Source organism: Nostoc sp. C110 (assembly GCF_043099725.1).
Lineage (GTDB): Bacteria > Cyanobacteriota > Cyanobacteriia > Cyanobacteriales > Nostocaceae > Nostoc > Nostoc muscorum_A.
The window spans coordinates 2515942-2529946 of the sequence record NZ_CP171148.1 but is presented as its reverse complement, the minus strand read 5'-3'; the positions used below and the strand labels follow the sequence as shown (position 1 = coordinate 2529946).

At 40.0% G+C, this 14005-nt stretch carries 10 protein-coding genes; 4 read left to right on the top strand and 6 right to left on the bottom strand.

Annotated elements, in window-relative coordinates:
• Positions 1–57: 57 nt before the first annotated feature.
• A complete protein-coding gene (locus tag ACFFRD_RS16385) occupies positions 58–816 on the bottom strand; it encodes an SDR family NAD(P)-dependent oxidoreductase (RefSeq protein ID WP_179071963.1) in 759 nt (252 codons plus the stop codon).
• Between the two features lie 528 nt (positions 817–1344).
• Between ACFFRD_RS16385 and ACFFRD_RS16380 the strand changes: the two genes are divergently transcribed.
• On the top strand, positions 1345–6807 hold the full coding sequence (locus tag ACFFRD_RS16380; protein WP_392482369.1) for an AAA family ATPase: 5463 nt from the start codon (positions 1345–1347) through the stop codon (positions 6805–6807).
• Positions 6808–7014: 207 nt separating this feature from the next.
• On the opposite strand, the gene ACFFRD_RS16375 is transcribed toward ACFFRD_RS16380, so the two are convergent.
• Complete coding sequence (locus ACFFRD_RS16375; RefSeq protein WP_392482368.1) at positions 7015–7266, bottom strand: hypothetical protein; 252 nt, start codon at positions 7264–7266, stop codon at positions 7015–7017.
• Positions 7267–7502: 236 nt separating this feature from the next.
• On the opposite strand from ACFFRD_RS16375, the gene ACFFRD_RS16370 reads away from it, so the two are divergent.
• Both ACFFRD_RS16370 and ACFFRD_RS16365 read left to right on the top strand, forming a co-directional pair.
• Positions 7503–8306, top strand: coding sequence for a peroxiredoxin-like family protein (locus ACFFRD_RS16370; RefSeq protein WP_392482367.1), 804 nt, complete (start codon positions 7503–7505; stop codon positions 8304–8306).
• 243 nt (positions 8307–8549) lie between these two features.
• Positions 8550–8915, top strand: coding sequence for a hypothetical protein (locus ACFFRD_RS16365; protein WP_392482366.1), 366 nt, complete (start codon positions 8550–8552; stop codon positions 8913–8915).
• Positions 8916–9018: 103 nt separating this feature from the next.
• On the opposite strand, the gene ACFFRD_RS16360 is transcribed toward ACFFRD_RS16365, so the two are convergent.
• Positions 9019–10011, bottom strand: a complete 993-nt coding sequence (locus tag ACFFRD_RS16360) for a pentapeptide repeat-containing protein (RefSeq protein WP_114085823.1) — start codon at positions 10009–10011, stop codon at positions 9019–9021.
• A 67-nt stretch (positions 10012–10078) separates the two neighbouring features.
• Positions 10079–10948, bottom strand: a complete 870-nt coding sequence (locus ACFFRD_RS16355) for a hypothetical protein (protein ID WP_392482365.1) — start codon at positions 10946–10948, stop codon at positions 10079–10081.
• A 368-nt stretch (positions 10949–11316) separates the two neighbouring features.
• Here ACFFRD_RS16355 and ACFFRD_RS16350 point away from each other — a divergent pair, with 368 nt between their 5' ends.
• A complete protein-coding gene (locus tag ACFFRD_RS16350) occupies positions 11317–11439 on the top strand; it encodes a hypothetical protein (protein ID WP_392482364.1) in 123 nt (40 codons plus the stop codon).
• Between the two features lie 158 nt (positions 11440–11597).
• Here the strand turns inward: ACFFRD_RS16350 and ACFFRD_RS16345 are convergent, their stop codons facing one another.
• Together ACFFRD_RS16345 and ACFFRD_RS16340 are read right to left on the bottom strand one after the other, a co-directional pair.
• Positions 11598–12590, bottom strand: a complete 993-nt coding sequence (locus tag ACFFRD_RS16345; protein WP_392482363.1) for a hypothetical protein — start codon at positions 12588–12590, stop codon at positions 11598–11600.
• Positions 12591–12806: 216 nt separating this feature from the next.
• Positions 12807–13772 carry an aldo/keto reductase gene (locus ACFFRD_RS16340; RefSeq protein WP_392482362.1) on the bottom strand — a complete coding sequence of 322 codons (966 nt, stop codon included), beginning with the start codon at positions 13770–13772 and terminating at the stop codon, positions 12807–12809.
• Positions 13773–14005: the final 233 nt, after the last annotated feature.

Genomic DNA, 14005 nt, shown 5'->3' with positions numbered 1-14005 from the left:
TAATATGACCATCTAATAGAGCCGCAGCAGATTGTTGTACCCAATTGGTTAAGACATCTAAGCATTCATCCCGCCATCAACATCAAGTGTTGCACCGGTGATGAAAGCTGCGTCAGGACTGGCGAGAAAAGCGACCGCAGCTGCAACTTCCTCTGGCTTACCGTAGCGGTTGAGCGCTGTGGCTGCTTTTTGGATTACCGCAAAATCACTATCAGATGGGTTCATATCAGTTTCAATTGGGCCTGGCTGTACAACGTTAACTGTGATCGCCCTCGATCCCAGGTCACGTGCCCATCCGCGCGTGTAGCCAGCGATCGCAGATTTAGTTGCTGAATAATCGGAGATTCCTGGCCAAAGCGAATGGGTTCCAACACAGGAGCCGATGGAGATGATCCGTCCACCTTCAGTCATGAGTGGTGCAGCAGCGCGGACGGCAGCCACTACGCCACCGACATTGATCGCAAACTGCCGTTCTAGGGATGCAATATCGCTTGCAGGATCGCCAACTACACCAAGGACAAATACACCAGCGTTGTTCACGAGAATATCGAGACGACCAAAGCGTTCGGCGACCATCTTAACCAAATTCCCAACCTGGAGAGGATCGGCTTGGTCGGCTTTGAAGGCGGCGGCCCTAACGCCTTTTTCTTCGAGTTCCCGGACAACGATCGCGGCCGTTTCGGATGAGTTGGCGTAACTGATGGCAATGTCTGCGCCGTCTTCAGCCAGACGTTTTGCGATCGCAGCACCAATACCCCGTGAACCACCTGTAATGAGGGCAACTTTACCTGTGAGTTTCTTAATATTGCTATTCATGATTTTTACTCCTTCGTTGTTGAACCTGTCACCTCAGTTATTTGACAATCGGGTAATTTTGTCAAGATTTTGACAACGCTATCAACAAATCAGCAATAATAACCAAGCCTAATGTGTTTTACCCAAATAGGACTTACGCAAAAACCCTCTAAAACTCTCATTCCTCCGTGACCTCTGCGCCCTCTGTGGTTTGTTTTCCGTTACCCATACGTAAGTCCAAATTTGAAAAATCGCAATGCGTATTTACTGATAATCGTTCACTTCAGTACAAATCTGTATTTGTGGTTCTTAGACTGACGCAAGTAGGTAAATTCGCCAGTTATTTAGCATAACTAGACTTAGACTATTACGTAAATAAACGAACTGTACACACTGTCAGAGAAAGTTTATAGTCATTGCGTGGTGCTAAAGATTAGCGAGGCTAATCTTTATTTAATTAGCATTTGAAGAGTTAACTTGACTTGAATTCTGGGAACTATCATAGTAACTACCAAAATTTATTAAAAAACAACATTCAGACAAGTATTAATGTTTAAATTAATTGCTCACATCCCTGACTATAGTATTACAAGTTTAATTTATGAAGCTGCTGCCACAGTAATTTATCGAGCATACTCCAAGGCTAACGGACACTCAGTTGTTATCAAACTGCTCAAAGCAGAGTATCCCAGTATCAAAGAGATTGCCCAACTCAAGCACGAATACGAAATCATCCAAAATCTGAATATTGCAGGTGTAATTAAAGCCCATGAATTAATCAGTTATGACAACGGCTACAATAATGGTCTAGCACTGGTTTTAGAAGACTTTGGTGGAGAAAGCTTAAAACATCAGATATCTACGACAGGGATTGAACTTACAAAATTTCTGAATATTGCCAATCAAATTACTGAAACATTGGGAGAGTTACATACCCATCACATTATCCATAAGGATATTAAGCCCGAAAACATTCTTTATAACCCCAATACCGAAAAAATAAAACTGATTGATTTCAGCATCGCTTCGCTGTTATCCAAAGAAAGTCCAGAAATTACTAGCCTCAACCTTCTAGAAGGAACACTGGCTTATATGTCGCCAGAGCAAACCGGACGTATCAACCGAACCTTAGATTATCGGACAGATTTTTACTCATTAGGTGTCAGTTTCTACGAAATGCTGACTGGTCAGCTTCCCTTCCCCAATGCTCAAGACTCAATGGAGTTGGTGCATTGTCACATTGCGAAAATTCCTGTAGCTCCGCACGAGATTAATCCTAATGTACCATTGGGAATCTCTGCGATCGCTATGAAACTTCTCAGCAAAACTGCTGAAGACCGTTATCAGAGTGCTTACGGGTTAAAGGCTGATTTAGAGCAAGCAGCAATACAACTACAAACAAAAGGCAGCATTGACCTTTTTAACTTAGGTCAGCAAGATTTTTCGCATCAATTCCAAATAGCTCAAAAACTTTACGGTCGGGAAGTAGAAGTGGCGGCTTTAATGGCTGCCTTCGATAAAGTTAGCCTTGGTTCGAGCGAAATTGTGTTGGTAGGAGGATATTCAGGTATCGGCAAATCCTCACTAGTTAACGAAGTTCACAAACCGATTGTGCGACAACGTGGTTACTTCATCGGTGGCAAATTTGATCAACTCAAGCGAGATATTCCTTATGCTTCTTTGATTCAAGCATTTCGAGAATTGATGCGACAACTGTTAGCTGAAAGCCAAACCAGAGTTGAAGTTTGGAAAAATAAATTACTACAAGCATTGGGAGTTAATGGTCAAGTTATTATTGATGTCATCCCGGAAGTAGAACTGATTATTGGGCAGCAAGCGCCTGTACCGCAGTTGGGTGTTGCTGAGTCTCAAAACCGTTTTAATCGGGTGTTTAAGCAATTTATCCATGCCTTTACTGCTGCGGAACATCCCTTAGTACTGTTTTTAGATGACCTGCAATGGGCTGATGCTGCCTCTATCAAGCTAGTCGAGAATTTGATGACTGACCCAGAAAGTCAGTATCTATTGCTGATTGGAGCTTACCGAGATAACGAAGTTAGTCCCACCCATCCACTGATGCTAATGCTAGAGGCAATTCAAGCATTTGGGGCAACTGTTGAAGAGTTACTTTTGAAGCCATTAGCAACACCTCATATTACTCAACTGGTCACTGACACGTTCAATTGCGAATCATCTCAAGCAGAACCTTTAGCTGATTTGCTGTTTCAAAAAACCCAAGGTAATCCCTTTTTCTTAACTCAGTTACTCAAAGTATTGCATCAAGATAATCTCTTGACATTTGATTATCGTTCGGGTTTATGGCAGTGGGATCTTAACAGAATTCAGGAACAAGCCATTACCGATAATGTAGTCGATTTAATGGTGAATAAAATTCAGAGATTGTCAGAAGCAACGCAGCAAGTTTTACAATTAGCTGCTTGTGTTGGCAACCGTTTTAATTTAGAAACTCTAGCTGTAGTCAACGAAAAATCTCCATCAGCAACAGCAATTGATTTATGGTCAGCTTTGCGGGCGGGATTAATTCTACCCTTAAGCGATACTTACAAAATTCCTCAGTTGTTGAATCAGTCGGAATTGGCAACTTACTGCGATACTGCGGTACAAGTTGACTATAAGTTTTTGCACGATCGCGTTCAACAAGCTGCCTATTCTTTAATTCCAATCGTTCAGCAAAAACAAGTACACCTAAAGGTAGGCAAATTACTATTACATAATACTGAAAAATCCCAGTTGGAAGAACATCTTTTTGATATCGTCAACCATCTCAATGCTGGCGGTTCATTGATTGTGGAAACAGTAGAAAAATATGAACTGGCAGAATTAAATCTGAAAGCAGGTCAACGGGCAAAATCATCTTCGGCGTTTGTCACTGCACTCAAATTGCTAGAAACAGGGATGAATTACCTACCTGTAAATAGCTGGAAAGATAAATACTTACTGACATTAACTTTATATTTACAAGTAGGAGAAGCAGAATTTTTAAATGGTAACTATGAAAAAGCCTTGCTGATTTTAGAGCAAACTTTCAACAAGGTTCAAACTACTCTTGATATGTGTCGAGTCAATGAATATCGGATTATGTGTTATCGGATGGAGAATGATTTAAACTCCGCCTATAAAATTGGGTTAAACACCTTGGAACTTTTAGGTTTTGAGTTTGCAGCTTACCCCGATGATGCATATCTATTGGAAAAACTTAATCAAACCAAAAAAGTTATTGGCGATCGCACAACTTTTAGTCTCGCAGAATTACCGCAAATGCAAGACGAGGAGAAGTTAATGGCTCAACGCATCTTAAAAGAAGTTTGGCCCATTGCCTACTTTTTAGGATCTAAAGCGTTGCATATTACATCAATGAATATAACTCAACTTTCAGTTCAGTATGGCAACTCAAGAATTTCTGTATTTGGTTACATGCTGTATTCTTTCAACTTAGTATTTGAATATGGTGAGGTAGATTCAGGTTATGAATTTGGTGAATTATCTCTGCGTTTGCATGAGATTTTAAGAACGAAGGAATTGGAAGCGAATATTTTGAATATGTGGGGAGGTTTAATCTGTCACTACAAAGACCATATTAGCCAGGGTAAGCCTTATTTATTAAAAGGATTTAATAGTGGTTTAGAAACAGGTTCTTATCAATGGTCTGGTTATTGTTCAGTTAATTTTTTATGGCAATGCTTATTTGGCAATGAATCTTTAGAAAAAACCGCAGAAGTAGCCAAAGATTTTATTCCTAGCCTCCGCAAGATTGACAAAAATATGTTGAACTACCATCTGCTGGCGATGGAAGCGATCGCTAACTTGACTAAGCCAGCAGGTAAGATTGACCAACTTGTGGGCACTTGGGCAGATGAACGGCAAGTGCTAGAGTTTGCATTGGCATCTTCGGATATGTTGAGTGCATTTGTAGTTTACATCTATAAACTGGCACTCTGTAACTGGTATGGAGAGTATAGCAAAGCTGTTGAGTATGCAGAGAATGCCGAAAAATTTGTTGCGGGAGCGCGAGGAATTTTTATTAATCCTGTTTTCTATTTTCACCAAAGTATTGCCTTAGCAGGGGCTTATGTGGAGGCAGATACCGCAACTCAAGTTATTTATCTGCATAAACTAAATGCCAACTTAGAAAAATTCCAGCAATGGGCAATGCACTGCCCAACTAATTATCAACACAAGTTTCTGCTGATTCAAGCTGAAATTGCTCGGATTTATAAACAAGATTATCAGGCAATGGAGCTGTACGATCTAGCGATCGCTTCTGCTGCCGAAAACGGTTATTTACAAAATGAAGCCTTAGCAAACGAACTCGCATTTCGATTTTACTTGGACAAGGATAGAATAAACTTTGCCAAAGTTTATTTTAAAGAAGCCCGCTATCGCTATCTCAAATGGGAAGCTACAGGTAAAGTTCGGCAACTGGATGAACAATATTCTCAACTTTTTAGAGATCCAGCCGGGGAGGTAAATGGGCGTAGTACGGCTACAAAGCAGATTCGGGATATTTCTGAAGCTAAAACCCAAACTTTAGATTTAAGCACAGCAATTAAAGCATCGCAGGCTCTCTCAAGCGAGATGGAGCTAAATCCGCTGCTGGAGAAAATGATGACGATCGCGATCGAGAATGCTGGTGCCCAAATGGGTTATCTACTTGTAAAACGAGAGAACCAGTGGGTGATTGAAGCCGAAGGAAGCATTGATCGAGATGAGGTGACAGTGCGATCGTCTAGTCTGTTTCAAGTAAAGCATAAGCTACCAGTTTTGCTGATTAACTATGTTGAAAGAACAAAAGAAAATTTGGTTTTAGACGATGCTAGCCACACAGAGCGTTTTGTAAGTGACAATTATATTGTTGCCAATCAACCCAAATCAATTTTGTGTTTGCCTTTCTCTCATCAGGGTAAGCTGACTGGAGTTCTTTACCTGGAAAATAACCTCACTACCGGAGTCTTTACCGCAGATCGATTAGAAGTACTGAATTTATTAACTTCGCAAGTTTCCATCTCTATAGAAAATGCTCGGCTCTACACAAATTTGCACATATACTCCCAGGAGTTAGAAATTTCGGAAACACAAGCGCGTGAGAAAGCAAAGCAGCTAGAACACACGCTTGATGAATTGAAGCTTACCCAGTCTCAGATGGTGCAAAGCGAAAAAATGTCTAGCCTAGGGCAGTTGGTGGCAGGTGTTGCTCACGAAATTAATAACCCAGTCAGCTTTATCTACGGCAACCTGACTTACGTAAATAATTATGTCAAAGACTTGATGAGTGTAGTACAACTTTATCAGCAGCAAAACCAGAATTTACCACCTCAAGTTCAAAATGAAATAGATGAAATTGACTTAGATTTTTTGATGGAAGACTTACCGAAGCTGTTAGCTTCCATGCAAGTGGGAACCGATCGCATTCGTCAAATTGTATTATCTTTACGAAACTTTTCCCGCCTAGACGAAGCTGATGTTAAAGCCGTTAATATCCATGAGGGCATTGATAGTACCCTAATGATTTTGCAAAATCGGCTAAAACCCCAACCAGATTCTCCCGGAATTCAGGTAATACAGGAATATGGCAACCTGCCACCTGTAGAGTGCTACCCTGGACAACTGAATCAGGTATTTATGAACCTGCTCGCAAATGCGATCGACTCTTTAGAGGAATTTAACGAACATCGGACTTATGCCGATATCGCACTTCAGCCAAGTATCATTACAATTCGTACTACTGTTGAAGGCGATTTCGCCGTCATTCGCATTGCTGACAATGGTTCTGGTATCAGTGAAAATGTGCGATCGCAACTCTTCACACCCTTTTTTACTACCAAAGCTGTTGGTAAAGGCACTGGTTTAGGGCTATCTATTAGTTACCAAATTGTGACTAAAAAGCATCGAGGACAGTTAGAATGTGTATCCGTTTTAGGACAAGGGGCTGAATTTATTGTTTCTATCCCCCTTCAGGCAAGGCTAGTACCGCAAGGCGGAATTAAAAATTAAAAATTAAAAATGAATACAGCGTAAGCATTTCATTTATTTATGAGTGGTTTATTTCCGCCGTTTTGTACTAGAAGCAAGAAGATTACACTGAGCAACAAAATACGAGGTGCTATTTTTAGCACCAAAAAATATGATTTCCAATTTACCTAATGGTAGTTTTCTCCTTTGACGAACCCAAACGGGCTGAATCTCAACTGAATCTCAAAACTATCTATCGCGTTTAGGAAAGGCAACTTTTTCTCGCAGCAAAATCCGGTGGCAACTGCGATCGCTTTCATACAACGAGTTAATTTTTGCTTTGTGCCTTTTGCAGCAAATATTGACGCTTCTTCTATTGTCAAGGCAGTGAGTGCGATCGCTCTTTAGACAACCTACTTGGGTATCAGCCAAGGGTGTTGCATAAATGCAGGGTGAATCAGTTACTTTTGGGGGTAAGACTTCTTCCCCATCCTCCCACACCTCCCACACTCCTTGGATTTCTCACTTGTGAGAAATTCAGGGTAACGGCAATACTTGTCGGGTTTTGGGGAAAAGGAGAAAGAAAAAACCTTTAACCTTTTTCCCAAACCCAATTCCGAAATTTTGGGTTTTTGAGACGCGATAAATCGCCGTCTCTACAAGTGTTTTGGTCTTATCTGAACTGTATTGAGTTAAAATCGACTAAAATTGAGCTAAATAGCAGTTAATACTTTGTAATGAATCCCTACGCTATCCTTAATCAGACCAAACTTCAGCGTGTTAGTGATGGCATAACCCGACCTCTACTAGAAAATTGCGGAACTGCCTCACATATTCTTATTTTAGTCTGGCCACAACTTGGGGATTTTGATAGTCTTGAATATGCGTGGTGGTTACAGCGCGAAGCTAAAAAATTGCCTCCCGAAAAACTCGCTATTCGTGCAGTCGGAATTGGCGATCGCACTTCTGGAACAAAATTCTGCGAATATACAGGATTTCCAGCCGAAAATTTATTTGTTGAACCTAATGCAGAACTACATCAACAACTCAAACTTTATTCAGGTCTGAATCTCCCTGTCCCTGGAATTTCCCCTACTCAGAAAGCTTGGCTAAATCTACTGTTCATGTGTGCAGGGTTTGGAAGTCCTGGAACCCTAAGAGAAGTTTTTCGGGGATACAGGGGCGATCGTCAAGCCCCTCAACTCATTGAAGATGATGAAATTATTCAAGGTACTCCTCTACCTGCGTTTCAAGGCTCGTTTTTCCAATTAGCTGGTGGAATTGGGTTTCAACGTCCCTTTGAATTAGCTACTCTACGGCTACGGAATATGGTGGAAGTTCTGAGCAATTGGCATACTTATGTACCTAATTCTGCCTACTTAACTCAGCGTGGTGGAACTTTTCTGTTTGATACCCAAGGTCAGTTACTTTACGAACATCGAGATCCAGGAATTTTGGGCTTTGCTGCTAATATGAGTCAGCCCCTATCATTTTTATCCCTTATCGAAACAGATAGCTTTACCTCAATTCATAATTCATAATTCATAATTGCTATTTCAATAATATCTAACCTAACAAAGTTGTGAAATTGAACGATTTTGTGTGCATTTGCCCCATAACAGATGTACATCATCTGGTTGCCTGTTGTAGTTAACTATCTTCATATTTAATACAAGTACTTTTATTACTTTTGCTCTCTTCAAGTTTGTGAAGTATGAACTATATGGTTACTCAATTTAAGTATTAAATAAAATCATTACCAATAGTTTAGGAAAAGCAAAGACGTGAACCGTTTCAAAAAGCTATCCTCAATTGTGTTCTTGCTATTAGCTTTTATTTATCCACCTGGTTTGGCTGAAGCCAAGGATAACACTCTCAATAATGTTCTCAATGAACAGGCTCTTGACGCACAGACAAAATTAGTTGGAGAGCAAAGTGAAGAGCTTTTGTTAGCTCACCGACGGACTCGACGACGTTATCATAGACGGCAACGAACTGGAAAATATTATTATCAACGCCAGAGGAATCGACGACATTATTATAGACGACGCTATCGCTCTGTAAATTATCACGGACAACCATATCGTCATGGAGGATGGGAACTTGTGCGCGATCGTCATGGACGATTAATATATGATTGGCAGCGTTAATAGTAAACTTTACAGCCAATTTTGCCAGAGAATCTTTATGTGTAAATCCTAACTTAGGCAGACTTGTTCGAGACAAAACAGTGGGTATTTCCCATGTATATTTTTAGTCATTAATTGTTCCATCAGGCATGACTGCACCACGCAAATTTGCACCCGTCAGATTTGTACTACTCATTTCTGCTCTGATCAAATTTGCCTTACTTAAATTAGCACCAGTCAAGTCTGTTCTAGCAAGATAGGCATCAACTAAGTCTGTTTCCGTGAGGTTAGCCTGACGCAGGTTAGCCCGACTTAAATCAACTCTATTTAGCCTTGCAAAACTCAGGTTTACTCCACTCATCTGACATCTAGTCAGTTTAGCATCTGCCATAATTGCACCATACAAATTAACACCTGTAAGTTCGGCATCAATGAGATTTGAACGTTCTAATCTAGCGTTCATCAGGTTAGCACCTTTCAAATTAGCACCACCGATGTTAGTATCTGCCAGAGATGCATTATGCAAAATCGCTTCACTTAAATTGGCATCACTCAAATCGGCATAACGTAGCGTTGCCTCACTCAAGTTAGCACCACTCAAATCAACTTTAGATAAGTCTACACCAGTTAAATCAGCGCCCCGTAGGTCAGCCTTATGAAGATTAGCACCCCGTAAACTAGCAGAGTACATTCTCTTTTCTTCTCGCAGGTTAGCCCCACGCAGGCACGCACCAGTTAAATTTGCACCACTCAAATCTGCGCCACGTAAATCGGCATTCATCAAGTTAGTATCTAGCATATATGCCAAAGTTAAATTTGCATTACGCAAATCAGCACCCTGCAAAGTTGCACCATGTAAATTAGCATCATGCAAGTTGGCGCTGATTAAACTTGCCTGATTTAGGTTCGCACCACTTAGCTTTGTACAAACTAGGTTTGCGTGATTCAGAATTCCCCGACTTAGATAGCTAAAAATTAGGATAGCATTACCCAAATCTGCTTTATTCAAAGCTATGCCAATCAAGTCTGCACCAAACAAATTTATTCCATTTAAGTTGGCCTCAATAAATTTTGTTTCTCCATTCTCATAGCGCTTTAGAAGTTCATTGGCATCCATATTTTTTCCTATCAACTACCACAAATATTTAAATTTTTCTCGGATTAACAATAATCAAAAATTACCATTATTCTTTGGGAGGAGGTGCTAGAAATTGACAGGTATTACCATCATCATTGAGTCCAGTTTTCTGATAAGGATTAACTGGTGTTTTCGTTTCTGGAGATGAATCGTTGTTAAACGGGTTATATCCATTGGCACTGGGTGATATATCGCCATATAAAGCTCGCATAGATTGGATAATTGCACTAGCTGCTTGAATATTTTCATCCGGCTTCCCTAGAGATATAACAGCACTATTTAATTTAGATTCAAGCTCTCTAAGAGTTGGACAGATATTAAATAATTTCAGCAATAAATCATCAAGTTTTTGAGTCTTGAGTTTCAACCAGTCTTCTTCATTGAAAGTAAATTTTTTGTCAAGTGCGGAAAATAGAACTATTTTAGCCCTAAGTGGGTTAGTATATTTCATAATATTTTGTCGTAAATCAAACTGATTATATTGATATTTGATTCGACTGTTTGGAGATTTATCTATAGAATTTAATGATATTGGTTCCTCGTTTCGAGGTTGATTTAAAAATATTCCTGTTGATTCTTCTTGATGAGGTTTATTTAAAAATATTCCTGTTGGTTCTTCAGGCGTTATATATAGCTTCTGCATTTGATGAAAAATAACATTGGCGATTATGGCGTATTCAGCTTGTTTGTTAAGAGTTTTTACAACTTCAGATAAACTATAATTTAAGTTGTTGGTAGTAGGATTCAATCTAAATAATTCTTGAATTAATTCTTGTAATTTAAACCTATCTAGCGTCTCTTCATCATTCTCCCAAATATTTTTACAAGCAGAGTATATTAATTTTTTAATCCGTTTCGAGTTTTCATGCTGTTCTAAATGTTTAGTTACTGCATCGAGACTAGATATAGTTTTCATCGGCAAATCTCCAGCACAAGTATTAAATAGGAAAAAATGATAAAGTTAACCTTTTCAACGTAACTCGTAAAATCTTTTTCTCGGAACATTGTCTGTGTCAAAAGTGGCTTATAAGTTATTTATTTAACCGCAGAGGCACAGCAGAAAGTCTGAGAGCAGGCATCAGATCTTCTAAAATAGAGAAGATATACAAAAGAGGTTTAGAGAGGAATTGACTTTCGATAATTTCTACTCACTTTGAAAGGGCTGGTCTTATGTTATACCCTTTTTATCTAGCTTGTGTAGTCATGCCAAAGCACTTTGCCTAGGGTTGATACAAGGTAAGGATGCCTACAGTTTCAAGGTAATCTCAAGTAATACCGCATCCATTGACGACATACGCAATTGCCGAAAGACCTGCTGATGTCGGCTATTGGAGTTATGAGTGGCGTGTTGGTGGTAAATCTGGCGCGAAGTCGCAGAAATTGCCTGAAAAAAGGCGAATCATCTAGCTCAAACTCTAAATTAGCTGTTTTAGTAGGTAGCTGCTGATATTGTCGCTATTTTAAGCACAAGCTCCGGTTGTATAAATATTCTAATTATTTGAGCCAGGTTCCCATCGCTTACACTGGCTTGTTATATTACAGTTGCTAGTTATGTATTACTTATATTAGTATTGGTTGACAAGTTGTTGGACATATTGCTTGGACGAGCCATAGCTGACGATCGCTACATCAAGATCAGCATCCTTGTAAAGGTTCAAGGCACGTTGGATTCCTCCAATAATCCAATCGGTTTCGTTGCCAAATGCTCCACCACCGAGAAGCGTAAGAAACAATCTGTTGTTTCCATTTCTGATTGAATTCAAGATTGCAGTACAAATAGTTGCCTCATAGGATGCCTCTAAAACAAGGCGTGCAAATTCCGTCCAAAGATTTGAGGAATGACGAGAGTAGTTAACTGGCAAGGCAGAGCAATAGGCTTGTGATATCGTATGCTTGCAATCATTGAGCGTTACTTGCGTACTCCATTGAATGCCGATTCGTAATAACTCTCGCAATCCATCAAGTTCACTCTCGCTTGCTGCTCGAAGTCGATTTGAAATCTCGACCAAACCGTTATGTGATGCTAAAGCATAACCGTTTCTCATTTCCCAAAGACGGCTTTTGGAATTTCCCAATGCTACTCCTATATCTGCAAGACAATCGATTTGGTTTGTTGTTGATTGTCCGGTTTGCCCATTTACGGTTGCAAAGTAGTTTCGATAAATCGTTCCTGCACCAGCCGCGATCGCACACGCTGGCCCCTGGGTAGGATCATTCTCATAAATCCCTACACCACTCTCAGGCGTTACATTTGGAGATACCATTTCAAGCAGATTAAACTGGGAAGCTACTTGAAAAAGCGAATCAGCATTCGATTCATTGATGTGCAAATACTGGACGTTGGCAACTATTTCACGTACCGATATTTTTCCAACCTCATATCCACTCGAATGGACACGTTCTCTGAGTTCGGCTAAAGACGGTGTTTCCAACTGACCGCAAACCATTACTTTCCCATTCACACGAGATTTCAATACCTTACCGTCAACAGTGATATTCTGCCAAACCAGTTGTGGGGACTCTTCAGGAAAACCGGTCAATGTTTCAAACCACGTCATTGGATAAAATCAAACGACAGACATAACTATTTATTGTACGGAAAGTTTTCGTATAATTTTTTTCTTTTTGAAGGATTTGCCCAGCGATCGCTCTTATGACTAATATCCACAAAAGGCTGCACCAAACAATGTACTAAATGCGACACGCCCTTTTTCAAAGAAGAAAGCTCTTAGTTGGGGGAATAACTGTTGAGTGTTGACTTTCGGGTAGCCGTACTAGGCGTTTGAGGCACTGGCTTGATTAAGAAGGTCAATAGCATCTTGGTCGAGCTTTATATTGACAGCTTTGATGATATCGTTGAGTTGCTCAACCTTTGTTGCACTAACAATAGGAGCAGTAATGCTGGGATTAGCAATGAGCCACGCCAGAGAAACTTGGGTGGGAGTAGAATTATAAGTCGTTGCCACCCGATCAATTGCCTCTAGAATTCGCAAGCCACGAGGGTTTAAATATCTTTTTACAGAATTACCACGGAGACTAATAGATAAATCTTTTTCTGAGCGATATTTACCAGAGAGAAAACCACTGCACAGAGAGGAATAGTTAATCACGCCAATTTCCTGTTCTTGGGAAATTTGTTGTAAATCCTGTTCATAACCATCTCGGTCATACAAGTTATAACGGGGCTGAAGGCTTTCGTAGCGAGGATAGCCATGCTGACGGCTAATTTCTAATGCCAGTGCCAAACGCTCTGCACTATAGTTTGAAGCACCAATTGCACGTACTTTTCCCTGACGAATCAATTCTGCGTAGGTTTCAAGGGTTTCTTCAAGTGGAGTGTTTTCATCGTCGATATGCGATTGATATAGATCGATATAATCGGTTTGTAACCTCTGCAACGAGTCTTCAACAGCTTGTTGAATGTGTTTACGAGAAAGCCCTTGGCCTCTAACACCCATATCGTTGCCAACCTTAGTTGCAATCACCACTTGGTCACGATGACCGCGCTGCTTGAGCCATTTTCCTAAAATTGTCTCAGACTCTCCACCTTGATTTCCTGGAACCCACTTGGAATAGACATCAGCTGTGTCAATAAAATTACCTCCAGCCTCTATGAAACTATCTAAAATCTCAAATGAACTATTTTCATCAATAGTCCAGCCAAATACGTTGCCACCAAAAGATATTGGTGATACTTCTAGTTCTGAACGTCCAAGTTTACGCCTTTGTGTAATGACCATGAGTTTTTCTTAAGACAGTTTTAGAATTACTTATGCTAACTCAAATTAAAAATACAGTATGCTATTAAAACTACTATAAAGCTATTGATGAACCGTATTTTTAAGAGATTAACGTAGGTTATCACGGAAAATCATGTCAAATCAAGCCTTTTTATCGTTGAGCGTTCTTAAGCATACTTATTTTAAACATTACCGCCTATTTGGTCTGCGTTAACAGTGTTGGCAATATAGCA